The following is a 25,255-nucleotide window of genomic DNA, read 5'->3' as shown; positions in this document are numbered from 1 at the left end:
TTTCCCTCCATTAATAAATATCATCAATCTCAAAAACGAATTCGATGTCGCCGTCTTTTTGTTTGTCTGTCATGGTGCGGATGGCGGTGAATTTGCCGGCTTCGTCGACAAGAGCTAATTCATTGATGACTTCTCCTGCAAGTTCTCCTTCGGCGATCGTGCAGGTGTAGCGGATTTTTGCTGGTTCCATGAAGGCAAACGAATCAATATTTTTTTGGACTAGTTCTTTTTTGAGTTTTTGTTCAGTGCCGTCAAGAGAGATCGGTTTTCCATCCTTAGTTCCCCCATTTCCAAATGCCATTTTAACGACTTTTGTGAGTTTTGTTCCTTCTGCTCTTGCCTTTGCCATTTGTTGACGTGCATATAATGTGGTTACGGTTAATTGATCAGCCATTGTGATCCTCCTTATAGCTCTATTTTTTTAGAAGTTGCTGCTAGCATTTTTGATCCATCAAGCGGAACGGATCCATCGAGAATCCAGTAATGATCCTTGATCAGTAAGCTTGCGCCCTGTTCATTTTGAACATGAACTGGCAGGCGGAACGTCATTTTCTTCTTGGAGTGATGCGGCAGCTGGTTCTTTGTGCGTAAAATTAGTGCCGCTGCTTGCTTCGTTTCATGTGCTGCTCCAGTCATGACATAATTCAAACGATATGTTGTTTCTGACTTATGTTGAAGCGGCAATCTCATCTGCAACGAATGCCGAAAACGAGCAGGCACATCCGTTGCACCTCGTGTTCCGCTGAGATAGAACGTACCATTTAATACAAATTCACCATTGAGTAAAATCGGAATATGATCGAAAAAACCCACTCTGCTTCGCAGTGTGAGCCGCTGGTAATGATCATTTTTTTCATGTACATCAGTATGATGAAAAGCCGTGAACGTATAAGCCAAGTGAGCAGGCTTTAACGTTTCAAGAATTTCTACAATATATCTCGTGTTTTGCAGGTCATCTAGGTTCACACGTAAGGCGAAATGATAACGATTGGCTGTGAGACGGATGATAGCACTTGGGTTCTTGAGAAATCGATTCACTGATTTCTCTAATGAAAGATACGTGATCGGCGGAATATTTGACATCATATTGAGTAAGCGTGCCCTGCGCAGTTCAATTGAATCATCTGATTCCCGCTGCACCTTCAGCATTCTTTCCCATCTATTCAATCCCCATGTCGCTGTTAAAGGAAAGAACTGATCCGTTAAGTCGAAAATGGATTCGTCCAATTGCTCAAATTCAGGTGCTTCTGTCTTGAGTAAATGATCCACTTCATAAATGTCTGTAAAATATGGCGGCAAGTAATTTTTCATTTCATCCTGTTTGCTCAATAACCTTCACCTGCCTAAGACGCGGAATCTCAATGTCCTGTAATACTAAGTTTTTCGATTCACCGTTCAGTAAGACGTTTGCATAATCTGACACGCTTTCTGAATGGTACAAAATATCGTTTAATGCAGACATTCGAATCGTACTCTTTTCAAATGCGATGGATTTTAATAGCGCTTTGACCTTTTCTTCTATTTCTTTTTGCGCTCCTTCAAGAGTCCAGTCCATTTGAAGTTCAACAGCCACTTCTATGTCAATATCCAGCCACTTAGCGCTTTCAACGGTTGCTTTGGAACCTATAGGCGCCTGTCCTTCCCCTTCGCCTGGCACAGGATCGATATATTCCTGTACCCTTTTGACAAGAAGGTCTGATGCTACATCTAGATTGCCGTCTGTGATAACAATTTTGACCGTTCCTTCTCCGTTCCAAAGCGGGAACACTTTCGCTCTGCCAACACCGGTCACTTCCTCAGCCCACTTTTTATAATGCGCTCTGTTGGCACTGACAGCCTCTCGTCTTGCGCGTATTAAGTATCGCTCATATAAAGAAGCGTCATCTTCTTCCTCTTGCCCTGGTATCACCAGTTCTTTCATGGTCATCGATTCAAGTCCTGGGATCGTATCAAGGGATAGCAGCGGCTGACCTGTTAATTGGCCATTTCCGTCTGTACCAGGTGTCTCACATTCCAGCGTGCCATCCTTTGAATATTGGAAATAAACGTCTTCAATAAAAAAACGTGAGCCATCTGGGATGTTGATGTTCTCCGGCTGAATGGATGCTGACCAAACCGCTCTGGTGGCTGGCTTTCTTTCAATACCGACTTCAGCAGCCCGTCGATCTAAAAATTCCCCCTGTGCTGTATCTGCAAAAACAAGCTCGAATACTTGATCAAGCCAAATATAGGACTGTGCCAGTTCAGCGGCAGCAGGTGCCAAGGCATTCCAAATGACGCTGTTTTCTCTTTTATCTATGTCATCTGGCAGCCTGTCCAGCATTCTTTCCATCAATGCTTCATACGTTTGCTCCTCAAACATCACCCTCCATCACCTCCTCTATTTCTAATGTGCCTTCATCTGTGACAATGGCTAGATTGACTTGAAACGAGTCATTTTGCTTCGTGACCTCTATCTCTTCAATATGATCAATCCGCTCATCAACGATCAGTGCTTCTTCTAGCAACCTTGGAATCTCCATTTCTTTGTATTCATCCGTTGCTTCTGTGTCCGTTAAAAGCTCCTGGATTTCAGTGCCAATGTCGTGACTGTAGATAGGATGTGCATAACGCTCTGTCCGCAATGTCATATAAATGAATTGCCGGATCGCGTCTATGCCTGAAATGGTTTCGTTTGTCAGCCTGCCATGTTCAAAATCTATGCGATACGTCGTTGAGGGTTCCACCTCTTCGTCTTCTTCTGTTTCCTCGATTTCTTCCTCTGGTGAAAGTGCCACGTTCATCACCTCCCTTATAATTTGTCGATGATGTAGAAGGACTGTCCCCCTGCCATTGCGAGCACCATAATACTGTCTCCCGCCTTTAGTTCATCATCCTCACCCTTATTTAAGCGTTTCGGCCAAATAAGTAGTTCTTGGGGAATGATCAGCTTACTATTTTCATTTAATCGGATATTGAGTGGGGAAACCGCCGTGACTTCTCCAATGACAAGATCAATTGGAGAGGCTGCGTCTACTGCATTAACAGCCAATTGTTTAATCGCTTCACTTAATCTCACGCTTGATCACCCTTTGGCATGGAATTTTTCTCGACGACGTCAATGGTCATGGTGTGTTTCACTCCATTGAATTCATGTTTGTCTTGATCGATCCAGTAGGTTTTTTTTACGTTGATTTCAGGGATTTTCAAATAGATTGGGAGACCGCTTTGCAGTTCGGGAATTCCTAGCGCTTGTATGCTTTTCACTTCTTGTTTGACACCTTTTTTCTCTGCTAGCCGTACTTTGGCTCTTTTTTGAAGCTGCGGCTGGTTGATTTGACCTGTTACCGTCTCAACATGCTGTAAAATGCCGTATTTACTCTGACCTGCTTTATCCTGTTCGATCACCACAAGATCTGATTTGCTGCCTTTTTTCTTATTCTTCCCCTGTTCATCTACAGACGTGCGCATCTTCACACGTGTTGCTGTCTCTTCAATGGAGGTGCTGTACTGATAACCGATGAGATTGACGCCTGATTCAATGACCCATACGTCCTCTGGATCTGGCCAAGCTCTCAGCCCCATCTTGCCTTTAGCAGAATAAATTTGATAGTTTCTGCCGGTTTGCCGCTTTGTTTCTTTTAATGCTTTCAGAATGATGTCATACAAACTCGTATCATTTTTAAAAACAAGAGACTTCACGACATGTCCTGTATTTGCGATGGAGGTCATTGGAATTTGAAAGTCAGTCCCAATCCGCCTCAAGATTTGATCTGCTCTTTGATTAGAAAAAACATAAACATCTTGGTTTTTCACCAAATATTGAAGCATATCGTATGCGGTAAGGGTCAACTTCCCTTCAACCGGCGTCCGGGAAAAAACGATGCCTCTGAACAGCTCTTTTCCTTTCCATTTAAAAAGAACCGTGTCTCCTTCTGAGACACGGTAATACGTTTGACTGCCTTGCTTTGTGATAATATTTGCCTGAATAGAGCGAGGGGCTTGATACCTTTGCCCCTGAAGTGTCACACTCTCTGTGACAAGCTCATACATGGTGCCGCTTCTGATGGCAAAAAGCTCAATCAATGCCAGCCCCCCTATTGTGGTATTTTTAATTTTTGCCCAGGGAAAATCCAATACCCCGGCTGCTTAATATTGCGTTTACTTCGTTTAATCATCGCTGCTTTATTGGCATTCCAAATACGCCGCCATTTCGTACTGTCACCATAAAATCGGCCTGAAATGGCCCACAAAGTATCACCTTTTTTGACGGTGTACAATTTTGGTGGTGTTTTTGATGGCCTTTTCTTTTTGGTTTGTTTTGCTTTTTTCTTTCGTTTGATTTTCCTAGGCGACGCAGTTTTATATTCCTTTAACTCGATCGTAAATTCACGATCTCCAATATCATATGACCCTTCCTTGTGGGTGAAGCTTTCAATGCTGCACGTCATATTGATCTTTGTTCCTGTAACAATCAATCGCACAGACTTTTTCGAACGCATCATTCGTTCAATTTTCGCTATCGCATTCTCTGGTGATGGAATGCTTTTATATTCAGCAATCGGCGAATATTTCTTAGGAAATAATGATGTGAATGATACTTGTTTAGCCGATGGTACATCAATAAAGGTCAGTTCTCCAAAAGAGGTGACCTTCACCGTTTCATTTTGTACGTTATTAGTGATTTCAAGTTCAGATGGAAGGACAGGGAATCGCAACTTGTCCTTCCCTTGGGAAACCCATAATTGATACACTGATTTACCCATCGATCACGACTCCCTTCGTTCCTGTATGAAGCTCTACTTCCAGTTCGTCTACGAGCATTTGTCTCATTTTTTCGACAAGCGATTGTTGGTCTTGTCCATTATGGAAATGCTGATCTCCATTGAATTGAATCATGATTTGTTTAGTACCTGACGATGTTGGATGACCAGCTGACTGAGCTGAGGTCACTTGCTGCATCTGTGATTCTGGTAAAGGAGCAGATGCATTTGATGGATCATATACTTGCATCCCAAGTGCCTTGGCTGCCTGCGTCAATAAATACCTGCCGCGAATGCCTCTTTCTTCAGGAATAATCCATTCGCGTTTGTTTCCTTCACCGACTCTAGCTACCTGCTCCTGAGTAATCAGTCCGCCATTTGCGTAGCCTTTATAAGGACCGCCTCTTCTCATACTCCGTAATCCCGGCGTGTTGAAGACTGTTCCATATCTGCCCTTAATGTAGTTAATGGCGGCTACGGCATTATGAATCGGGTTCCAAATATCATTCATGCCCTTGCCTTTATTGGAGTTAAACGTCGGTCCAATGGTTTGCATTAAGCCTTTAGAAGGCGTTCCCTTTTTAGCGTTGGAATCCCATAAGTTGATTGCTCTCGGATTTCCATTCGATTCATGCTGTGCGATGGTCATAAGACCTGGAAGCCAGTTCATAGATGTGCCAGTTGCCATTAGAGCTGCCATGAGCCATTGCTGAACACTAAGACCTGAAGCCCCCATACCGCTGAAGGCTCCGATTAATGAACCAGCCTGATTTTCAGCAAATTTTTTGACATCAACTGAGTCGAGTCCTTTGACGACACCGATCGATGCAAATTTCCCCAAGCTCATCATGACGCGTGAAGGAGAATGAATGTCTAATTCTTCTCTAAACGCCTGCTCTACTTTCTTCGCCATTTCTTTGGCGGCTTGTGTGACTTCACTTGCTTTTGAACGCATGCCGCTGTTAAAGGCGTCGATCATTCCTGAGCCCCAGCCTGCTGATTCTTGTTTGGCTTGCAGGAAAGGTTGTTTGATATGTTGATCTACGTATTGGTTTGTGCCAGTTGATGTAGCATTTTGACCTGTTGCAAAACCACTAACCGTTCCAGTACCCCAAGTTGGTGATGCTATCATCACTTGTTGGTATGGTGCTGTTACACGACTTTGCAAAAAGCTGTCTGTTCCTGTTGGTGTCATTTGCTGGCCAGTCGCAAATGCAGAAACCGTTTGTTGTCCGTACTTTCCTGAATCTGATGTCAATTGATTAAATGGCTGCTGAATATTTTTTTGCTTCCATTGATCAAGAGAGACCACTTTTTGATTTAACCCTTGTTCAAAATCGTTATTAAATTGCTCGCCTATGCCGGAGGCTTGAATGTTCCCATCCATTGAGACCGATCCGCCTATTGAACCGACAGAAGATGATGAAGCTACAGCTGTAGGAGCTGGAGAGCTTGACACTTGATTTCCTGCCACTCCGCTTGGCACAACAGACATTCCAAGTTGAGAAGCAGCTTGTGCAAGCAGCATCTTTCCTCGTCCTCGGTTATTTTGAGTTGGAATGACAAATTCTTTCCCCGCTTCTCCTATCCATGAAAGTGTTGGCTTTGTGATATAACCACCGGTGGCGTTATTTGCTGCTTTTTCTTTCTTCTTAAGTCCTGTTTTTTCTTCGCCTTTTTTAATAAAGATATTAAGAAAATTCCCACCAATTTTTTTAGCTGTATCAAATACATTTCCTACAACGCCAAAGATACCTTCCCATGTTTCTCTTAAAGTTTTAGCATGATCTTTCAAAGGATTAAATACTTTCTCTTCGAACCATGCACTCACTTTTTTCCAGATACCCTTGATCGTTTCCCATGCTTCTTTAAATTTTTCCCACACGAATTCAATTGCTGGCTTGGCATATTTTTGATAGGGTTGCCATACATTTTCATCAAACCAAGTTGAAACTTTCTCCCAGGTAGTTTTAATCCAGTTCCATGTATTTTGAAACAAATTCCACACAAATGTAATGGCTGGCAGGGCATATGTCTTAAACGGCGTCCAAACGTATTCATTAAACCACTCAGAGAATGCCCCCCATTTTTCTTGAATCCAGTTCCATGTATTTTGAAACAGATTCCATATAAACATAATTGCAGGTATTGCATATGTTTTAAAAGGCGTCCAAACGTATTCATTAAACCATTCAGAGAATACACTCCATGTCTCCTGAATCCAGTTCCACGTTTCAACAAGTTTATTCCATACCCACCCAATTGCTTCTATCGCATATTGACCGAATGGGTCCCAAACATTTGTTAAAAACCATTCAGAGAATACACCCCATGTTTCCTGAATCCAATTCCATGTGTCAACAAGTTTATTCCATACCCAACCAATTGCTTCTACCGCATATTGGCCAAATGGTTCCCAAACATAATCCATGAACCATTTAGATGCTACTGCCCAAATATTTTTGATAATTGTCCAAGCAACATCAAATACACCAACTACAAAATTGATAATCGGGACTGAAAAATTATAAATAGGCAGCCAAACTTTTTCCATGAACCAAGAAGAAAGCTGTCCCCATTTTTCAGTGATCCAATTCCATGTCTCACCGAAGAACGATGTAATAGGAATTAAAACATTATTATTGATCCAGCTCGAAACTTTGTTCCAGATATCTTTAATCCACTTAACTGCATTTTCAGCACCTTTGACAATGTCATCCCATTTTTTCTTCATGGTTCCATCATCAAACATTTTACCGATCCATTTTCCTAAGCTTTCACCTAAAATACTACCTAAGATTCCGCCGATTGCTGTTCCAATACCTGGTGCAATCATTGTTCCTATCGCGGCACCACCCATACCACCAGCAACGCCCCCGCCGAATCCTCCTACTTTTTCGCCTACATTTTCTTTTGTTGTTCCAATTAATTCTGTAGCACTAAGCAAGGGCCCAAGTATGGGTACTTTTTTTAATAATTTACCTGCTCCTTTACCTAAATTTTCAAATGTATCTCCTAAGCCTTTTAGCTTATCGGTATCTTTGAATATCCCAGCGAGTCCGGCGATAGCCATAACACCTGGAATTTTTTTGGTTAGACCACCTAATTTAGTTGGAGGCTTTCTATTCTTTTCCACCCTCGAAGTTCCTGTTGGATTATTCGGTTGGTTTTTGGGTCCATTTCTATTTTCTGTTCGGGCAGTTCCCGTTGGATTTAAACCTTTTGCACAGCAAGAACAGCAGCTTACTCTAAATAAACCTTTTTCATTTTGCGTTTGGTCTAAGTTTTGGTTACCCGGCTGCCCTGATGAAGCATTATTATTAGATCCCCCCGAGTCATTTGTTTGATTTTTCGGACCAAGGATCCAATCTAATCCTTTGTTCACCCATTTATCTAGATACTCCTCAGGGTTGATTTTAATCTTCTCACTAATTCGTCCGATTACTTCTTGCTTGTATTCGTCGATTTTTGTTTCAATCCAAGGTAGCGCCTTATTGTCCCAAAAGTTTCTAGGACTTAATTTTTCCTTCAATTTATCTGAAACATCACCTGCATATTTTTCAATCTCTTTTAATGCCTTGTTTCCCAAATTCCCCAGCCAGCTCTGCTTGTTTTCATTCTTTTTCGTAGCAGCTGTTGCATTAGGTTTCTTTTTTATTTTCTTTTCTTTCACAACCGACTCTGCTTGATCTCGTTTTTTCAACTTACTTTTTGCATTGTCTTGAACAGATACTCTGATTTCGTGTTTAGACATCGTCAAGCTTTTGAGTGTCTTTTTGATTCGTTGAATTGCAGCGGTGGCTTGGTCAACCATGTTTAATCTCATATAGTAGGTTCTGTTCATGAGCTGAAGGATTGTTTTTTTGATTGATGACATTTTCCCTGACAATTGATCGTTTAGTTTAAACGTCAGCATAATGGGACTTGTCCCCACTTGTTTCAAACGATCTATGCTGGATTTAATGACATCCAGCCCCTTGGCTTGAATGGATATGACCAGATGATTTGGGAGCATATTTAACTGATTGTTTAATGCTTTTAGATCACGATAGATTCCTTGATCCAGTCTCATGGAAATCACTGACATTTTCCGAAGCGATAAACTGAAGTTTCTTAATTTCTTGTCATCTATATCCAGGTTTATTTTCACAGGTTTTCTAAATGGTTTGAGCTGCTTCTCAAACGTTTGAAATCGTTTTTGAATGCGCATAAGTTTCTTCGATACTTTGTCTTCTAATTCAAACCGTGCTGTGAGTTTCGCCAATTATTTCCCTCCTTTCTTTGCTTCTTTTTCTAGCATGTCTAGCTTGTAGCTGATGAGTCCGAATAGGAACGCTTTGAATTGTCTTGGTGCTTCGTATAAATCAAGAAGTTCAGATGGGGAATAGTGAAGCTCGTGCATGGCGTAATATAAAAATACGGCTTCTTTATCCCCATCTTTTATTAGTTTTTTGCTGCGTCTTCTAAATCTTCAATTTCGTCTTCAAACCCGTTGATTTCAATGGCTTTGTTTAACCAGTTTGCGTATTCACCGCCGACAGATAAAACACGTTTTGCGACTTCAACTGGATCTTGTGTGCTGTAGGCTTCTCTTAATTCCTTTGAGCGGAAATCTGGGTAAATCGTCGATTCAATCGCAATACGTGCGTAGAAGCGCTGACTGTCTAAGTCCTTCACACGTCCTCTGCCTTTGACATTTTTGAAGGTTGTGTTTTCTTTTTCAAGTTCATCAATCCGTTCAGTTGTAATGGCTTTAAAGACAAAAGGAATGACATTCCCTTTTTTATCAACAAAACGCTTGGAAATCGGTACTTTGACTTCTTCTGCTTCTACTGTTTGTCCTGGCATAAAAAATGAAAGATCAAATGTTTGTTTTTCGCTCATGTTTAAAAACTCCCTTTGGTTTGTTTTTTTGAATGCAAAAAAGCACATCCATTTTTTGAATGTACTTTCCAATTTTTTCATGTATAATCTAAATTGTACAATTGAACGGCTTGCTCAAGGGCGTCTGGCTCATCCCCGATAGGAAGGGGGTGATGCTCATGTCAACATTTCAAGCACTGATGTTAAAGCTTGCATTCGGGTCATTTATCATTGCCCTGTTGACGTATATAGACAAAAAATAGACTCCCCCCTTGAGCTTTGGTAGGTAAAAGGGAAAGTCTATCCTGAACATCCTATTCGATTAGTCAGCCCCTTGAAGGGCCTCATTGTACATTGCCGGGATGCGCCAACATCCTGGCTTCTTTTTATTATATGCAAATCACTCTGCATGTAAACATCATCTTCTGTTTTTGGAATGCTTTGAGCATTCTAACTGCATTATAACACATTCCTTTTTCAATCTGCCAATGTTACTTAGCGAATTCACATAACCTATTAGAAAGAATTCTTTAGCTTTTCAGGCAGGTCAAAGTCCTCGAATGTGAAAGGAACTTCTTCTTCAAGTGCCTCTGAATCGACATCCAGTCCAGCAATTTTAGCTGAGTCAAAGTTGACATCAAATAATGTCACACGCTCTGTGCCTCGGCCAGATGATTTATCTTCAAGCACAGCTTGAAGAGTGAAATAAGGATCTTCCCCTTTTTTCACATAGTTGAGCATTAGTTGAACGAAACGTGAAGTGACTTTATAGAACGTCGCAGTTCCTGTTCCGTTTGCACCGGTTGTTTTATGACCAGTCATTCGGCGGCCCATGACGTTGACTTCCGATTTGTTTTTCTCCACGTTTGCTTCGAAGGTTTTGATAAATGCTAGCTCTTCACCTTCTAAGAAAAGACGACCTTCTTTACCTGAAATTGTATTTTGCGCTTTAAAAGCCATCTTACTTCACCTCCACATTGAAATAGAATTTTTCTGCTGCATCTACTGGTTGAACCGCTAAATCAATCATAAATCCATCACGATCTTCATTGAGACCAATCACGATATCTGTTTCTGAGTTAAAGCCTGTAATGCCGCTGCCATCTTGAAGCTGTGTGAGATACTGCGTAATGAGTGTTTTCACAAGCTGCACACCATCATCTGATGCTGGAATGTCGTTGCCATTGGCTTTACGTAATTTAATCAAATTTTTCAATTCAAACGTTAAATCATTGTTGATCGCATCAAGCACACGAATGATTTTGTTTTTCGCCATTTGCTGGTTCTTTTCAACTGTAAAACTTGTCAAAGAGTTAATATCTTTTTCAACACTCACAGTACGATCTCTCGCATCAAAGGTGAAAAGGAACTCCCCTTGTGATAATCGGTATTCGACTTGATCATTGTCAAGACGTTCTAATGTATCGACTGCTCCTTCGTATTCAACAAAGGTCAGTGACTGATTAAAGTTCGCTCCTGCACTTGCACCTGCGACCCATGCTGTTGTTTGAGCAGGCGTCAGTTCTGTTCCGTCTTCTAGAACAACACCGCTTGTGACATTGATGATCCCCTCTTGGTCAGCTGCATAATTGGCGACAACCCCTTGCACTTTACGTCCTTGCTTATCACGTAACCGCTCAATAAATGAGGAGAAGGTTGCTTTTAATTGCTCGCTATTATCGACAGGAAGAGCAATGACATCAAAGTATTCTGTTTCGGCTGCTTCTAGGAAAGCTGTGTAATCTGCGACACTTGCCACACCATTTTTCCCACCGCTTAGTGCCACACCAGCTGTGATGACCGCTTCACCTTCACCAGAAAATTGAACATATTTGTTTTTCACAAGATCTTTGACATCAGTGACAATCTGCTTATCGACAATATCTGTTCCAAGATAGGTGATAACGTCGCGCTTTGTGCTATCAAGTACATTTTCTGCGACTTGTACAGTGATCTCGTTTCCTTTTTGGCCACCATAGTTCGCTGTGACGACAAAGTTTTCTGCGATTTCGGCTTTGGCTGGTTCTCCTTCATTTAAGCGGTAAAGCAAGACCGTTTGTGCTTTTTTCTTTGCTTCACGGAAAAGAAGGAGTGACTTATCATCAATGTTAAGTCCAACCTTTTTATTTAAATCTTCCATATTGGAAATGGAAATAAAGGTTTTTGGTTCTCCCCAGCTCATCACAAGAGGAAGTGCCACCGTACCTCGATCGCCTAAAGTAATTCGCTGCTCTGCTGTTGTTTTAAAATTAAAGTAAATACCAGGACGCTTTTTCTCTGTACCTGGTGTAAAAGTGCCTCCGTTCATCCTTTAAACCTCCTTGGACAAAAAAGCATCAATATGCTTCTTTGCTTCTGTTTTTGTAATTGGTTGATGTTTGATATAAAAAAGAGCACCTTCAAGGATTTCTGGTTTTACCCCAAAAAGATCCTTACTGTGCTCTTTTAAGGCTTCAAATGAAAAGCCAAATTCTTTTTCTTCGCCAGCTGTTTGATCGAGCTGTGCTTTTTTAGTCTTGCTCACGTTTGATCACCCCATCTGAAAAGTTGATATTTTCAAGGCTTGGCTGTTTGTCTCGGTTGTACCAATAGCTGCTATCCCACGTCAGGACAATCGCTGCTACGCCTTGATCTATGATTCTTGTTTCCACTCTTTTTATGCGGACATAATCATCAAGCACCTCTCCATCTTCGCTCATCATCTGAATGATTTGACGATCAGCAAGCAATGCATCGACGACTGTTTCTGCCGCATCATGCGCTTTTTCTGTATCGATATGAAACACTTTCACTTGCAGCGAATAAGATTTCATAAAGGTAGAGACCGTATCTGGACCGCTGATGACTGTCACTGGCGGCACGTACACAGACGGAACTTGAAAGCGCTCTGGCAGAAGGCGATCATACATTGTGACAGGAAAGTGTGTGTAGATATAATGCATGATTGCCCCGACTTCTTGATTCATTCAATCACCTCCCAAAATGTCGATCGATCCAGCTTTGAAGCTTCCGATCTAGCGAATGTTCAAACATTTGCTCATAGAGCATGACAGCATGGTCCCAGTAGCCATTTCCGTCAATCCATTGAGATGCAAGCATCATCCCTGTACTTGCATTCGGATCATATTCAAAGCGGCCACCAGCCCATCTGCCAGGCACCCATCTTCGCTCTCCATTTGAAGAAGTGGCATGTCCGTCATTGACGTATGAGGCATAATCAAGCTGCGTCCCCACTTCAAGCGTGAGACCGCCTCGTGAGATGAGAAAATGATTCTCCTTATCACCTTGCCTAAAGGAGCTTAGAAGCCGGCCTGTATCGACCGCATTCTCCTTGATTAATTCATCCTGAATGATGTCTAAAAGCTGCAAGCCCATCTCCTGCAACCAATCTTGATATTCTGCCTTTAAGCCGCCATCACATGCCGTATGTAGCTGTGAAAGCAGCCGATCAAGTCCATCAATTTTCATAGATTTTCCTTCCTGACTGCCATCACTTCAATGTGATGATTTTTCACTATTTTGGGCTGCTGTAATTTAAGCGAGACCCCATTCCACACCATCTTGTCATGCAAGCGAATATCACTTGCTAAAGGAAAATGGACAAGATAGGATTGATAAATCACTGTCTTCGGTTCTTCTTGCACGAGTGACTGACTTTTTTCTATGACATAGCAAGAGACATCTCTCAAACTCGGAGTATCAGAATAGGAAAGTGTTATTTGCAAATCCCCAGCTGGAATCCCAAATTTACCCCGGGCCGCCTCCTCGCGTTCAAGGTGATAAAGATCACAGCGATCCGTTAATAGAGATTGATAACTCATAATGATCTCACCTTTAATTTTGCACTGCCGCCAGTGAGCGATGGTTCAATGTAATCGACAAGCAAGGCATATACATGAGGTCTGCCTTTGACTTGATCAGCTGCCTTCGCATATGAATAATCGCCCATTTTTTCTGACGTAAAGCCTTTCACCATAGATTCATCATCATTCAGCATGGCAAAATACTGGGCCATTTTTAATAATGCGATTCTTGCTTTTTCAGGGAGGGGCTGATATTTTTCACTTGTGAAATCGTGACCTACGATCTGAAATACTGCAGCTTCTGCTTCGATGATATCTGCTGTCAGTCTCTCTACAGATCGATTTTTCACACGATCAAATACAGAATAGGCTTGTACTTCTTCAGCAGAAATAATCATGGCCTGCCGTCACCTACTCTTTCACTTTCATCACTTTTGCTACAGCATCCTCTTCCTCAAATTTACTGTCTAGCTTCGCTGTCAGGACAATAATAAACTTACGGCTGCGAATATCTTTTTCTACTTCAATACGAATATTGCGAGAAAAACCTACGATAATGTTTTTAGGGTGTGTCAGTAAAATATCTGATACGTCTGTTCCCTCTTCGTCATATGGCTGCATATTGGCAAGACCTTTGACAGGAACACCAAATGCGGAGGAAAGTCCGCCTTGAATTGCTGCATCTCCCAAGCCTGTCTGACGGTTTGCTACTTGATCCTTCCACTCGACCTCTAAACTTGGAGATGTATAGAAACGAAAATCCTGAGGAACACGTAAATATTTTGATGGCATCGCTTTATAGGCTTGTTTGAACATTTGACGGCTAATTTCTACTCCATTTGCATCCACAATATGAGATACTGCCTGTTTTCTTACGCCATCCATTTGAGCTAAAAACGGATCTGATGATGTTGTATCACCATTGACGATGAGCTCTTCAATATCTACCGCCGCTCGTTCCGCCAGCATTTGCATAATCGTCTGCTGAATCCCGTCTTTTTCAATATTGTTTTCAATGCTGTCGTAGGTCATGTGAATCTCTGCAATGACCTCTTTTGCATTGAGCTGGACAGTGCTTGTCGCTGGGACAACACGGTCTTTTGCATCAAGCGCTTTTCCTTCTTCTGCTGGACGCAAAATACGCTGGCCAAAGCCGATTTTTTCGATTTTTTGTGAATCACTTTCCATCGGAATGATGCGTGCATCATTTAAAACGGTTGGTGTGTTTTGCATCATTCTAATGAATGTATTGGATTGGGTTGCGTTCATGAGACCGCCGGTTTTTAAGCTAGCAAGTGTCATTTCGGCCTTTCGAATCAACTCTTGATTTCTCACACTGTTTCCTCCTTATTTTGGCTTATAGTAAGCCATCCCAAATGGGCTTTGTACTGTCGTTTTGTGTATCGTGGATTGTTTGTTTTGAAATGCCCCGCGCTTTTTCAAGCATGTGAATCCGCTCTGAAATAGGCAAAAGCTGCTGCTGAAGCACTTGCTGCATCGCTAACTTTTCTCTGCTGGCTGATTTCTCTAATGAAGAAAGCTGATGACGAATCGGTGCAACCACTTGCTCGAGCACTTTTTGGACAGGTTCTTCCCCTGCTTGATCTGTATCCTGATGTTCAGCCTGCTGTAAGACGTTCTCAATTGCCATTTTTGCTTTTTCGAGCTCTCGTACTTGGTCCGTCGTCAAAGCGGCATCTTGCTTTTGAACGGATGCTGGTCTTTCGCCAACCGTTTGAAGCACATCATCTGTCTTCAAAACGTCCTGCACAATTGGAATCAATTGTTCAAGCGCAGCTCTTACGCTAGACTCATCACCATCACTCGACTGTAAGGTTTCCAGCAGATGGTCTAAAGCGCTCCAAAATTGTTGTGACATGTTTGCACCTTCCTCTTTCAAAAAGAAATTTTTCAGCAAAGAAAAAAGCCCCCTCTCATTCGTGCCCTGGGACAGGAGCTGATCTTGTTCTTCTATTGCCACGATGTCCGCCGTCCCAGCCATTGAGTAGCCTGTAATGTGGCCTTGCTGAATTTGATCCCAAATATCTTGTGAAGCTTTTGTCACAAGCACCCAAGACCCTTTTCGAATCAATTCCCCGCCTACTTCAAAATCCGCCGGGGCAATGTATGATTCAACGACTTCGCCAACACCATCTTGAAAATCATGCTGTTTGTCAATGTGACGGGCATCCTTCATAAATCCATGAGCCGCTCGTTCAATTTCCTTTGCTGACATAAAGTCTTGGTGTGCATCTGGTGTATTCGGTTCATACACGACCCCATACACTAGGCGATGAGCATCTTCTGCCTTCGTGAGCACACTGACTTCCTTTTGAAAGTCAGGCTGCCTCTTCTTTGCTTTCATTAAAAAGAATTTCTTTTGGTTTGCTGCCCTGTCCACATAGGAAACATGCGTAATTTTTGCGTTTTTTAATTCTCTTGGCATATGTTCACCCCCTTTCAAAAAAGCTCACGTCCTTCTGTTTATTTCTCCAGCTGGTTCGGCTCTGATTGAGGCTGTTCTTCAGTTGTTTTTATGCGGCTTTCTAAGGGCCGGTGATAGAGCTCCTCTGGCCATTCCTCTAACGTTTTCCCAAGAATGCGTCCCGCCAGATCTCGCAAATCATTTGGTGACACTGCCCCAGCCTGAATAAATGGCGTCAGAACCTTGGCGATCTCTAATGGATCTCTAAAATCAGGTCCATTTAATAGAAAGCGGACATGCCATATATCAAGGTCCGGCAGGAAAAGGGTATTGAGTTTCCCTGTAATGAGATGCCGCTCAGGCTGAAATACCTGCTCCTCTGTTGTTTTACGCGCAGTATCTGCTGTGGCTTTGTTATAGTCTTGAGACTCACCTGTGTAAATAGGCGGCAGGCGAAAAGCGGAGCGGATTTTATTCCTAGTTTTTTCATCGTATTCTAAAAAGAGCGCATCTTCTTGCAATATCTCTGCCAGGGATTTAAAGTTCACTTTGACATTTGATACATCTTCTTCACCTGTTAACCCTTTTTCCGTTGGAAGACCTTCTACTTCAAGCAATAAAAATTTATGCGCATGATCAGATCCTTCAATATCGTCCATATAATCTTGAAGCTGCTGATAGGACGACTCTGACAGCATTCCATTTTCAACAATAATGGCACCAGGTACATGCCGTCCTTGCTTAAAATAAAGATAGTTCAGTTCTTCTGCTTTGCGCGCTCCGTACATATTCACGATATTGCCAATCCATCGGGGAATCCCATACGTTCCACTGCCGATTTTAAAATGGATCACTTCTGTTGCTTGAAGCGGCTCTGGCGTGGTGTCATCGTATTTGCCTGTTTCATAATTTAATATGCGCGGATCACCATACTCCTTGAAAAAGACTTTCTTTTCATTGATCACCTGTACATATTTACGAAATCGTTTCTTTCGATTCATCGTCTTCAATTCGCCGTTTTCTGTGTATCGGAATTCGACATCGACTGGCTCACTCAGCTTGCAAATGCGGATATGGAGTGTATCTAAATACTCGATTCCTGCCGGCTTCCCTTGTCCATCTCGAAGCACCTCTAAAAAACCATTGCCCGTTTTCTCTCGGTCTTCGAGGACATAGCCAAGAATCACATCGGCCGACTCATCATAGTTCAAGTATTTCGTAAACTCTTCAAGTCTTGTCCATTCCTTCTCTGCGGTCTTCTTTTTTGCCGGTTTCACACCTTCTGCATTAAAGTCAAAGGCATATTCCACCCCAAAACCAAAGCCTAAAATGTTTGTTTTATAAGCATCAATACATTGCTGAAGAATGGTCGAGTATTCTGCCATGCTTTTTAATTCATTGATATTGTAGGGCGGGGGTACAATGTCATCTTTTTCGTAGGAAAATTCATCTGCATACATTTGTTTTGTGTGATCAGACATGTTTGCCTTCATAATCGTGGCTTTCAATTGTTTCATTGTATGGACCTCCTCTCTCTGTTTGGACGGACACGCTCCAAAGCGGTCTGTTTCAAATCCGTCACTTCATAATCATCCAGCGCATACCAGATGGCTGATAATGTGTGCGGGTCGATTTGAAATTCATCTTCTTCTAGGCGTCCGTCCTTATCTGCCTTGTAGGTCAGTGATTGAAGTTCATAGATTGTATACGGGCAAGCATCGGAACAAATGATTTTCTTAAACCGTTTGATCTTTTTTGTATATTGCAAGCGTGAGCCTTGAAACTTATGTGCAGCCACCATTTGAAATCCACGCTGCCGAAAATAGTGAATGGTTTTAGGCTCTGCTGCGTCTGCTTTAATAAGTTCCTTTGATTCTACAAACTCTCTCAGATCAACGGCTGTTTCATCATCTGTTTTTCCGCGGTCGTAATATTCCCAATAAATATATAAGTACTTTTTTTCATGATCGACGGCTAATCGAATGAGCGCATTGTACGATTCAACAAAACCAAAATCCATGCCTGCTCGTTTCAGCGGTCTTTCAATCTGCTGAATCGCTTCTACTACGTCAGAATGGCTTCTGACCTCAAATTGAGGAAAAACCTTTGTACCATTGATCCCAAAAAACCCCTTCCTCGCAATTCGATAAAGGTCCGGGTCGTATTCTTTCAGCTCATCCAGCTGCTTCACATAGCTTTTAGGCAAAAATAGGTTATCTTCTGCCGTCGAGTGATGATAGTACGTATCCTTGATGACAACGGTTCGCTTTTTGTATAATGTCTCGTCATCAAGAACAAATCGCTTCAGCTGTTCATCTCGAAAGAAATGTCTGTACGTCCAATTATCCTGACCAACAGGATTGGTCGATAACATCATATAAAGAGGTAATACTGGATGCCTCAGCCTTCCCAGCAGCTCTTTGAAGCCTTCATAAGAGACCTCTGAACACTCCTCAATCCAAATGATCGAGATATTGTTGATCGACTTCAATTTCTCAGGCTTGTCGAGCCCTTTAAATAAGATGCTGCTGCCGTTTCGAAATGTCAGTGCAAGTGGCGAACTGCGGCACTTCACCACATGATCAATGCCAAGGTCGCTGACGATCTCTTGTAATAGAGAAAATGTCGACTCCCTGTGCGTATCATACACCTCTCGGATGACAAGGGCTGTCCGCTTTTCCTCAAGTAGCTTTAAGATCAGTTTTAAAGCAATGTGGTAGCTTTTGGAGGAGCCATAGCCGCCTACTAAAAATTGAAACTTTTGATTCCAATCGAATAGAAAATGTTCAAAGTGAGGATTGACTTCTTTTTCAATCAATGACGTCATGAGTTATCCTCTTTTCGCTTGATCATGATGTGAAGATCTTCCTCTTTTTCTTCACGCACGGCTTTTTTTGTTTTTTCGATCGTCAGTTCAATTTGCTTCAGCCTCAATCTTCTTTCATCCTTCGCGTGAGCGAGCTCTTCGAACTGTTTAATGAGACGTCTGAGTTCACCCATTGCACGAGATTGGGCATTTAAAAACGTGGCCTGTCGATCCCATGAAAATTGAAATGAGAATTCTTCAGCCGTGATATCTCGTTCTGGCTGAATACCTTCTATCGTTTCTTCCTCTAATGAAGAAGGCATGTATGCCGCCTTTTTCAGCTCTTTGATCATGTCAGCTTGATCTTCAACATACATGATTCGCTGCGCGCGAATAATGGCTGCGTATTGAATTTGAATTTGGTCCCAGATGATATCAAGTGATGTGCGCCCACCCATTTTCTCCATGATTTCAATCGTTTCATCCGAAAGAAATTGATTGAAGATCGAGTGCGCCTGCTTTGACGAACCTTTTTGCCTTTGCCATCCGTATCGTCTTTTCCATGATTTCACGGTATGGATCGAGACATTGTAATGATCAGCAATTTGCTGGTACGTCATCCCTTTCATATAATCTTGCTTGGCTTCTATCCGTTTATCTTTCATTTACATTCACCTGCCGCCTCCTTTTAATTCGAACGATTTCCTGCGAAGGAATCATTTGTGTAGGGCTAGCAAACATCCGTTTGGTCTTTCTAACTATAGGTGGCAACTGTAAGACAAGTGTTGCTCCATTTATTTTGTAAAAGAAAAAACGCCTATTCAGCTGCTTCGAATAGGCGTTCTTGTACTTTCTTGGACATCTTTGTCCGAGCTCTCTCCATATGTTTTTGGACAGTTCCTTTTTTCACATCTAGCATGATCGCAATCTCGCTAAATGATAATCCTTGTGTGGTGTGCATAAAGAAGACGTCCTTCTCTCGATCTGTTAAAACGGCTAAAGCTTCATCAATTCGTTTCTTATCCCTCTCACTGACTTCTCTTTCTTTTTCTTGAATGAGGGTATATTCATGTGATAAAGCCTCTAGTACTTCTGGATTGGCAAGAATGGTGCGCTGATAAACAGAACGTCTGTCTAATCCTCTGCGCGCGCCTGGCTCTCTTCCGATTTGAAGCCATTCCACCACGTATTCTAGATCGCTGACCATACTGGCAATCATTTTTTTATCATGCTTGTCTTGAACTGACAGCTGTTTGTCTTCTTTTTCTCTATATGGTTCATATCTTTTTCTAGCATCCTTTAACGCTCGTTTGTATTCGATCAGTAAATCTTGCATATTTGCTCTCTCCCTTTTTTTTATGAAAATAAAAAACGGACACCAATCAGTCCCCTTTTAGCAGGGTCGTGATCAGTGTCCGCAGGCTTTCCGTCTTGGACGTATTATGTTTTTTGATTTGTTTAATAAGCTAGCTGATTTTAAAACCAATTTCGTGATCTACTCTTGCAAAATGCCCTTTTGCCGTTTGAATAATGGTTTTTCCATGCTCAGGTACATCCATCATATAGGCCGTTCCTACATTTCCATCTAACACAATGACTTGAATCTTTCCTTTCTCCATTTCACCAACAAATGTCTGATTTTCTTGAATCAATAGTTGTTTTGGTTCGTTCATATGCTTGTCTCCTTTTTAGTGATGACCTCATGCCGTCATCTACAGTATTTAAAATGATTTCAACTCTTGGGCGCATACTATAAAACTGAGAAACTCTTAAATCCACAATCTGTAGAGGGACTTCGTCGGCAATGGAGCGAAGTGCTTCTTGAATATGTTGTAGACTTGGCTGAAAGATGCTGACGTGCACCGGGCGTATTAAACCTTTTTCTGCGTATGAACGATTGGTTTGGCAATCAGCTATGTCAAGCGGCATGTGGTGAAATAAACGTATCTCCAGTGAAAGTGCGCCTTTTATTTTTTGCGGGCATTGTGCTTTTGCCGCAGCTCGGATTCTTTTCATGAACGTCTCTTTTGTTAACAAGTGCTCTGTCTCAATGATAAAATGAATGACCATGTTACGCTCTTCCGTCATCCTTCGCCCACTGGCGGATGTCTTGTTCATTTTTACTCGCTTTGAGCAAGCATTTCATGAATGTCATGATTTGCTTCAATCGATTCATGTCGCTCTGACCCCCTCCTTATTTGCATCAGTGGCTTTGTCTGCCATAAGGGTCATGTATGTCTGCTTCTCTTCTGCCGTGGAGAAAACAAAGATTGGTTCCTTATGATGAAAGGTGATCCAGCCGCCAGCTTGTACTAAACAAAGCTGCGCTTCTTTGCGGGCATCAAACGTCAACTGATGTCTGATCATCGTCATGTCCCTCCTGACTTTCTTCTCCCTCTGCTTGATAGCCACATCGTTTCATCTCATATGACCAGTAACTTTTTGGGTATCCAAAGTCATTCATCTGAGTCACCATCGGATGCTCAATATTCATTCTGTTCGTCTCCCCTTTTCTAAACACGATCTCTCTAGAAAGTTACTCTTTTTGTGTAACTTTTGAGCAAAAAAAAGCTCTTGGACACCGATATTTAACAGATCTGCAATATGCTTTGCCATTTCTAAGCTAGGCTTCGTTCGGCCCATTTCTATATTCGCATAGCCACTCGTGTACTTATATCCAAGTTTTTTCGCCATATAAGTTTGTGTTTTTCCTTGTAATATTCGTTCTTCTCGTAATTTTTCAAGTTTCATCTTTCCACCTCTTACTCATTATGTGTAAGTTATATTCATTATGATAATATACACGAAACGAGTAAGTCAATCATATTTTTATTCTTTTTGTGTATTTTTTTATCTTTTCCGTGTAATTCATGATAAAATTTACACATAATATGAAAAAAGGTGTTTCCAATGGATAATTTGACTGGAAAGATTTTAACTGAATTAAGAGAGAAGCATGGATGGAGTAAGTCAACCGTTGCTAAAAAGCTCGGATTGAAGGCGATGTCTACCTATGCAAACTGGGAATATGGATTGAGAAAACCCGACGGTGAAATGATTGTGAAAATCGCCGAGCTATACGGAGTCTCAACGGATTATCTCCTCACAGGTAAAGACAAAAGCGGAACTGATGACGACCTTGCAGACGATCCTGATTTGCAAATTGCGTTTAAAGCTGCCTCCGATTTTTCCGAAGAAGCACGAAGACAAACCATCGATTTTATTAACTACATTAGAGAAAAAGAGAAGCTAAAAGGCCGTCAGCCAAAACAGCGAGACGACGATTGATGATCTCTTTTCATAAAGCTTTACGTTGCTGGGTATGCGCCCAGCTTTTTTTATGCCTCTTTTTCCCCTAAAAAAGAAAATGACATATGAATAAAACATCATGCATTTTTTTGTTTCCTTGTCTTTCTTCACATAATATGTGACAATTTTCACCATAAATACTCTTTTTTCCACATATTTTAATTGACATATATTTCTATTATTATTAATATATGTATATACCAAAAAAAGGAGTGTTACCGATGAAAAAATTAATGAAAGCTTGTACATTATCTTTAGCTACTTTAGGTGCTCTTACGTTCTTCCAAACTGAAGGTGCTCATGCAGCTGCACAGCCAAAAGAACCAGTCATAGCAAAAGCTCCTATTATGAATAAAGTGATTACTGTGAACCGTACGCTTACTGTAGGTTCTTCGATTGCTGTCTCTCTTCCAGCAAGCCAAATTTCTGTGTCAGGCGCAACGTATGCGATTCAATTAGATCAAACTGCTCCGAATTTCACTTGGATTCGTGCCGTACAACGCGGTTCTGTGACAGTTTCCTACTATAATTCCCAAGGTGAGCTTGTGATTAACTATATTACTGTTCGATAAGCAATTTATCTTTACATACCAAAAGGCGATGACTTCCTGTACATCGCCTTTTGGTGTTTTTGAATGTAGATTCTCTTATGTCATTTATCCACAGCTTGCCAATGCCTATTCAATATGTTAACTTTTAATAAAAATAAGTTTACATATTGAGAGGGGCTTATGATGGGAAAACAAACGTCTTTGTCTTGGGAAGCAATAGCGGAGCAGGCGATGAAAAATGAACCGATCACCATGCAAGAGGGTCTAAACATACTTGAAGCAGATGATGGAGAATTGTTATCTATTATGCATGCAGCCTATCAAGTGCGATTTCATTTTTTTCAAAAAAAGGTGAAGTTGAATATGATTTTTAATGCAAAAAGCGGATATTGTCCTGAAAACTGTGGTTATTGTTCACAGTCGATCATTTCAACAGCACCGGTTGAAAGATATACAATGCTTGATCAGAAAACGATTGTGGCTGGCGCGCGTGAGGCGCTCAAGAGAAAAGCGGGGACTTATTGTATTGTGGCAAGCGGGAGAGCACCTTCTCACCGGGAATTAGATGAGGTGACTGCAGCAGTAAAGGAGATCACTGAGACCATGCCTTTGAAGGTGTGTGCCTGTCTTGGATTATTAAATGAAGACAAAGCGAAGCGGCTGAAGGAAGCGGGTGTTCATCGGTATAATCACAATATCAATACACATCATGATCATCACACTCGAATTACGACGACTCATACATATGATGACCGCGTGTCGACCATTGAGCAGGTCAAACAGTCAGGTATGTCACCTTGTTCAGGTGTCATTATTGGAATGGGCGAAACCAATCAGCAAATTGTTGAAATGGCTTTTGCGCTCAGAGCACTTGATGCAGATTCAATCCCCGTCAACTTTCTTCATGCCATCAAGGGAACGCCACTTGAACATCAAGAACGGACACACCCGATCAAAGCGTTGAAGGTTTTGGCACTGATGAGATTCATCAATCCAACAAAGGAAATTCGAGTATCTGGAGGCAGGGAGTTTAATTTGCGGACGCTCCAGCCGCTCGCACTTTATGCGGCGAATTCCATTTTTGTAGGCGATTATTTAACAACAAAAGGCCAGCAAGTCCAAACCGATCATCACATCATTGAGGATTTAGGTTTTGAGATAGAAGAATGTGCATTATAAAAAAAGTCTGCCGATGGATCGGCAGACTTTTGACGATGAGATTAGAATCTTTTATGGAAATTGACAGTACCGCTCCCTTCTTCACGGTCAAAGCTGCCAACAAAGGTCCAGTTAATATAGCCGCCGTCACCATTGTTGACGAACGTGCCATCTTCAAATACCCAAATACCAAACGTAATACCGTCATATTCAACACTATCATAGTAGACAACATTATTCAGTCCGCTAAAGTCATGGTCTTGGCTTAAGTTTTGAACAACCACATTATAGTTTTGACCTGCTTCATAGAATGCACTGTAAGCTGCATTTTTTACAAACCCATCACGATTTTGCGATGATTTTACTGCTTGTTCAATTTTATCAGCAATGGCTACTGGATCAATAGAGACACTTCCATCAACACCTGTTGTCGCAGCTGCTTCAGCTTTTTGACCAAAAGTCGTAAGAGATAGAGGGACAGCAACCATTGAAGTGGCAATCACAGAACTGACAAAAAATTTGCTTGTTTTTTTCATTATTTCTAACTCCTCCTTTAATTGGTATGTTTATGTACTACCCCTTCATTTGTCTATTAAACACTAATTTAAGAAAAAACTTCATTTTCTACCAATTAAGAGGGGGTTTTTACTGTTTAAAAGGGGTGGAATAACAAAAAACTACTCTTTTAAAAGAGTAGTTTACATCATTACATAAACAGGATAAATAAAATCAGACCTAGGATAATTCGGTATATCGCAAAAGGCACCAGTTTGATTTTATTGATCAGTTTTAGGAAGAATCGAACAACAAAGAGAGCCACAATAAACGCACTCACAAAGCCGACGATAAAGAATGGAAGCATATCTGTTGTTAAATATTCCGCGTTCTTCACAAGTGTTAATAAACTTGCCCCCGCCATAATCGGCATCGCCATGATAAACGTAAAGTCAGCCGCAGCTCGGTGATTCAAGCCAAGAATAACACCACCTGCGATGGTAGAACCTGAACGCGAGAAGCCAGGCCATAATGCTAAACATTGAAACAGCCCGATATAAAGTGCCTGTCTGTACGTCATGTTATCCACAGAGCTTGTTTCTGTTTTACGTTTATTGATCCAGTCAGCGACAAGCATCAGCACTGCCCCTAAAATCAAACCGACAGCGACCGTTCTGACGTCAAACAAGTATTTATCAATATAATCTTCAAATAAGAATCCTAAAATGACGGCTGGGACGAGTCCAACAGCAATTTGAGCAATGGTCAGCTTATGTCCGCTGCGCTTTTGTTCTTCTGTGATATTTTTCTTTAAGCCTAACAAGTTCAAAATACGATCTTTGAACACGATCATTACAGCTAAAATAGAGCCTAACTGAATCACGACTTTAAATGTGTTTGCCGCCTCTGGCGTAATGATGTCCTTTGACTTTAACCAAAGATCATCGACAATGATCATGTGTCCTGTCGAAGAGACAGGTGCATACTCTGTTAATCCTTCGACAATTCCTAAAACCAGTGCCACGAATAAATCCCATACATTCATGATTTTCTTTCCTTTCAATTCTGATCTTTTGAACAGGCCAAACATCTATGTCCACATA

The 25,255-nt window shown here is 41.5% G+C and carries 34 protein-coding genes; 4 read left to right on the top strand and 30 right to left on the bottom strand.

What is annotated here, in order from left to right; translation table 11 throughout:
* Window positions 1-10: 10 nt before the first annotated feature.
* The 10 genes from BA70_RS01805 to BA70_RS01765 are packed head-to-tail and all read right to left on the bottom strand — an operon-like array spanning window position 11 to window position 9,626.
* Window positions 11-394: a phage tail-collar fiber domain-containing protein gene (locus BA70_RS01805; RefSeq protein ID WP_034317356.1), complete on the bottom strand. Its 384-nt coding sequence runs from the start codon at window positions 392-394 to the stop codon at window positions 11-13.
* 11 nt (window positions 395-405) lie between these two features.
* Window positions 406-1,329: a YmfQ family protein gene (locus tag BA70_RS01800; RefSeq protein ID WP_034317354.1), complete on the bottom strand. Its 924-nt coding sequence runs from the start codon at window positions 1,327-1,329 to the stop codon at window positions 406-408.
* Entirely contained in the window at window positions 1,313-2,362 is a 1,050-nt protein-coding gene (locus BA70_RS01795; protein ID WP_034317351.1) for a baseplate J/gp47 family protein, read from the bottom strand. Before BA70_RS01795 ends, BA70_RS01800 begins: the two co-directional genes overlap by 17 nt.
* Window positions 2,355-2,777 (bottom strand): DUF2634 domain-containing protein, encoded by a 423-nt coding sequence (locus BA70_RS01790; RefSeq protein WP_034317349.1) that lies wholly within the window; start codon window positions 2,775-2,777, stop codon window positions 2,355-2,357. The genes BA70_RS01795 and BA70_RS01790 overlap by 8 nt, the downstream gene beginning before the upstream one ends.
* Before the next feature lie 14 nt (window positions 2,778-2,791).
* Window positions 2,792-3,058 carry a DUF2577 family protein gene (locus BA70_RS01785; RefSeq protein ID WP_034317347.1) on the bottom strand — a complete coding sequence of 89 codons (267 nt, stop codon included), beginning with the start codon at window positions 3,056-3,058 and terminating at the stop codon, window positions 2,792-2,794.
* Complete coding sequence (locus tag BA70_RS01780; protein WP_034317344.1) at window positions 3,055-4,065, bottom strand: XkdQ/YqbQ family protein; 1,011 nt, start codon at window positions 4,063-4,065, stop codon at window positions 3,055-3,057. The genes BA70_RS01785 and BA70_RS01780 overlap by 4 nt, the downstream gene beginning before the upstream one ends.
* An 11-nt stretch (window positions 4,066-4,076) precedes the next feature.
* On the bottom strand, window positions 4,077-4,745 hold the full coding sequence (locus BA70_RS01775) for a LysM peptidoglycan-binding domain-containing protein (RefSeq protein ID WP_034317341.1): 669 nt from the start codon (window positions 4,743-4,745) through the stop codon (window positions 4,077-4,079).
* Complete coding sequence (locus tag BA70_RS01770) at window positions 4,738-9,006, bottom strand: transglycosylase SLT domain-containing protein (RefSeq protein ID WP_239646606.1); 4,269 nt, start codon at window positions 9,004-9,006, stop codon at window positions 4,738-4,740. Before BA70_RS01770 ends, BA70_RS01775 begins: the two co-directional genes overlap by 8 nt.
* Entirely contained in the window at window positions 9,007-9,144 is a 138-nt protein-coding gene (locus BA70_RS19900; RefSeq protein WP_008344097.1) for a hypothetical protein, read from the bottom strand.
* Between the two features lie 41 nt (window positions 9,145-9,185).
* Window positions 9,186-9,626, bottom strand: a complete 441-nt coding sequence (locus tag BA70_RS01765; RefSeq protein WP_008344099.1) for a phage tail assembly chaperone — start codon at window positions 9,624-9,626, stop codon at window positions 9,186-9,188.
* A gap of 152 nt (window positions 9,627-9,778) precedes the next feature.
* On the opposite strand from BA70_RS01765, the gene BA70_RS19895 reads away from it, so the two are divergent.
* Window positions 9,779-9,868 carry a putative holin-like toxin gene (locus BA70_RS19895; RefSeq protein WP_149865335.1) on the top strand — a complete coding sequence of 30 codons (90 nt, stop codon included), beginning with the start codon at window positions 9,779-9,781 and terminating at the stop codon, window positions 9,866-9,868.
* A gap of 253 nt (window positions 9,869-10,121) precedes the next feature.
* On the opposite strand, the gene BA70_RS01760 is transcribed toward BA70_RS19895, so the two are convergent.
* From BA70_RS01760 to BA70_RS01680, 18 genes are all read right to left on the bottom strand, one after another.
* Window positions 10,122-10,565, bottom strand: coding sequence for a phage tail tube protein (locus tag BA70_RS01760; RefSeq protein ID WP_034317337.1), 444 nt, complete (start codon window positions 10,563-10,565; stop codon window positions 10,122-10,124).
* 1 nt (window position 10,566) lies between these two features.
* Complete coding sequence (locus tag BA70_RS01755; RefSeq protein WP_034317335.1) at window positions 10,567-11,913, bottom strand: phage tail sheath family protein; 1,347 nt, start codon at window positions 11,911-11,913, stop codon at window positions 10,567-10,569.
* A 3-nt stretch (window positions 11,914-11,916) separates the two neighbouring features.
* Window positions 11,917-12,129 carry a YqzN/YkzM domain-containing protein gene (locus tag BA70_RS01750; protein WP_034317333.1) on the bottom strand — a complete coding sequence of 71 codons (213 nt, stop codon included), beginning with the start codon at window positions 12,127-12,129 and terminating at the stop codon, window positions 11,917-11,919.
* Window positions 12,116-12,571, bottom strand: a complete 456-nt coding sequence (locus tag BA70_RS01745; protein WP_034317330.1) for a phage tail terminator family protein — start codon at window positions 12,569-12,571, stop codon at window positions 12,116-12,118. Before BA70_RS01745 ends, BA70_RS01750 begins: the two co-directional genes overlap by 14 nt.
* 4 nt (window positions 12,572-12,575) lie before the next feature.
* Window positions 12,576-13,073 carry an HK97 gp10 family phage protein gene (locus BA70_RS01740; RefSeq protein ID WP_034317327.1) on the bottom strand — a complete coding sequence of 166 codons (498 nt, stop codon included), beginning with the start codon at window positions 13,071-13,073 and terminating at the stop codon, window positions 12,576-12,578.
* Window positions 13,070-13,426 (bottom strand): YqbH/XkdH family protein, encoded by a 357-nt coding sequence (locus tag BA70_RS01735; RefSeq protein WP_034317325.1) that lies wholly within the window; start codon window positions 13,424-13,426, stop codon window positions 13,070-13,072. Before BA70_RS01735 ends, BA70_RS01740 begins: the two co-directional genes overlap by 4 nt.
* Entirely contained in the window at window positions 13,423-13,806 is a 384-nt protein-coding gene (yqbG, locus tag BA70_RS01730) for a protein YqbG (protein WP_034317322.1), read from the bottom strand. Before yqbG ends, BA70_RS01735 begins: the two co-directional genes overlap by 4 nt.
* Before the next feature lie 13 nt (window positions 13,807-13,819).
* On the bottom strand, window positions 13,820-14,743 hold the full coding sequence (locus BA70_RS01725; protein ID WP_034317319.1) for a phage major capsid protein: 924 nt from the start codon (window positions 14,741-14,743) through the stop codon (window positions 13,820-13,822).
* A 22-nt stretch (window positions 14,744-14,765) separates the two neighbouring features.
* Entirely contained in the window at window positions 14,766-15,854 is a 1,089-nt protein-coding gene (locus tag BA70_RS01720; protein WP_034317316.1) for an XkdF-like putative serine protease domain-containing protein, read from the bottom strand.
* Between the two features lie 38 nt (window positions 15,855-15,892).
* Window positions 15,893-17,350, bottom strand: coding sequence for a phage portal protein (locus BA70_RS01715; protein WP_034317313.1), 1,458 nt, complete (start codon window positions 17,348-17,350; stop codon window positions 15,893-15,895).
* Window positions 17,347-18,660, bottom strand: coding sequence for a PBSX family phage terminase large subunit (locus BA70_RS01710; protein ID WP_034317310.1), 1,314 nt, complete (start codon window positions 18,658-18,660; stop codon window positions 17,347-17,349). The genes BA70_RS01715 and BA70_RS01710 overlap by 4 nt, the downstream gene beginning before the upstream one ends.
* Window positions 18,657-19,304 carry a phage terminase small subunit gene (gene terS / locus BA70_RS01705; RefSeq protein WP_034317307.1) on the bottom strand — a complete coding sequence of 216 codons (648 nt, stop codon included), beginning with the start codon at window positions 19,302-19,304 and terminating at the stop codon, window positions 18,657-18,659. Before terS ends, BA70_RS01710 begins: the two co-directional genes overlap by 4 nt.
* Window positions 19,305-19,456: 152 nt before the next feature.
* Window positions 19,457-19,975, bottom strand: a complete 519-nt coding sequence (locus BA70_RS01700) for a sigma-70 family RNA polymerase sigma factor (RefSeq protein ID WP_034317306.1) — start codon at window positions 19,973-19,975, stop codon at window positions 19,457-19,459.
* A gap of 130 nt (window positions 19,976-20,105) precedes the next feature.
* Window positions 20,106-20,258, bottom strand: coding sequence for an XtrA/YqaO family protein (locus BA70_RS01695; RefSeq protein ID WP_373465696.1), 153 nt, complete (start codon window positions 20,256-20,258; stop codon window positions 20,106-20,108).
* Between the two features lies 1 nt (window position 20,259).
* Complete coding sequence (locus tag BA70_RS01690; protein ID WP_223251646.1) at window positions 20,260-20,727, bottom strand: holliday junction resolvase; 468 nt, start codon at window positions 20,725-20,727, stop codon at window positions 20,260-20,262.
* An 84-nt stretch (window positions 20,728-20,811) separates the two neighbouring features.
* Window positions 20,812-21,006, bottom strand: a complete 195-nt coding sequence (locus BA70_RS01685; RefSeq protein WP_239646605.1) for a hypothetical protein — start codon at window positions 21,004-21,006, stop codon at window positions 20,812-20,814.
* Window positions 20,981-21,133 (bottom strand): hypothetical protein, encoded by a 153-nt coding sequence (locus BA70_RS20250; RefSeq protein ID WP_167331418.1) that lies wholly within the window; start codon window positions 21,131-21,133, stop codon window positions 20,981-20,983. Before BA70_RS20250 ends, BA70_RS01685 begins: the two co-directional genes overlap by 26 nt.
* The gene (locus BA70_RS01680; protein WP_034317302.1) at window positions 21,130-21,390 is read right to left on the bottom strand and encodes a helix-turn-helix transcriptional regulator; all 261 of its coding nucleotides are present in this window, start codon (window positions 21,388-21,390) and stop codon (window positions 21,130-21,132) included. The genes BA70_RS20250 and BA70_RS01680 overlap by 4 nt, the downstream gene beginning before the upstream one ends.
* Window positions 21,391-21,549: 159 nt before the next feature.
* Between BA70_RS01680 and BA70_RS01675 the strand changes: the two genes are divergently transcribed.
* From BA70_RS01675 to bioB, 3 genes are all read left to right on the top strand, one after another.
* Complete coding sequence (locus tag BA70_RS01675; protein ID WP_034317299.1) at window positions 21,550-21,927, top strand: helix-turn-helix domain-containing protein; 378 nt, start codon at window positions 21,550-21,552, stop codon at window positions 21,925-21,927.
* Between the two features lie 242 nt (window positions 21,928-22,169).
* On the top strand, window positions 22,170-22,520 hold the full coding sequence (locus BA70_RS01670) for a hypothetical protein (protein WP_034317296.1): 351 nt from the start codon (window positions 22,170-22,172) through the stop codon (window positions 22,518-22,520).
* A 162-nt stretch (window positions 22,521-22,682) separates the two neighbouring features.
* Entirely contained in the window at window positions 22,683-23,678 is a 996-nt protein-coding gene (gene bioB / locus BA70_RS01665; RefSeq protein ID WP_034317293.1) for a biotin synthase BioB, read from the top strand.
* A 41-nt stretch (window positions 23,679-23,719) separates the two neighbouring features.
* Here the strand turns inward: bioB and BA70_RS01660 are convergent, their stop codons facing one another.
* The gene (locus BA70_RS01660) at window positions 23,720-24,193 is read right to left on the bottom strand and encodes a hypothetical protein (protein ID WP_034317290.1); all 474 of its coding nucleotides are present in this window, start codon (window positions 24,191-24,193) and stop codon (window positions 23,720-23,722) included.
* A gap of 170 nt (window positions 24,194-24,363) precedes the next feature.
* Entirely contained in the window at window positions 24,364-25,197 is an 834-nt protein-coding gene (locus BA70_RS01655; RefSeq protein WP_034317471.1) for an undecaprenyl-diphosphate phosphatase, read from the bottom strand.
* Between the last annotated feature and the right edge of the window lie 58 nt (window positions 25,198-25,255).

Origin of the sequence: Bacillus zhangzhouensis, from assembly GCF_000715205.1 — a bacterium.
Lineage (GTDB): Bacteria > Bacillota > Bacilli > Bacillales > Bacillaceae > Bacillus > Bacillus zhangzhouensis.
This window is presented reverse-complemented; position numbering and strand designations above follow the sequence as displayed.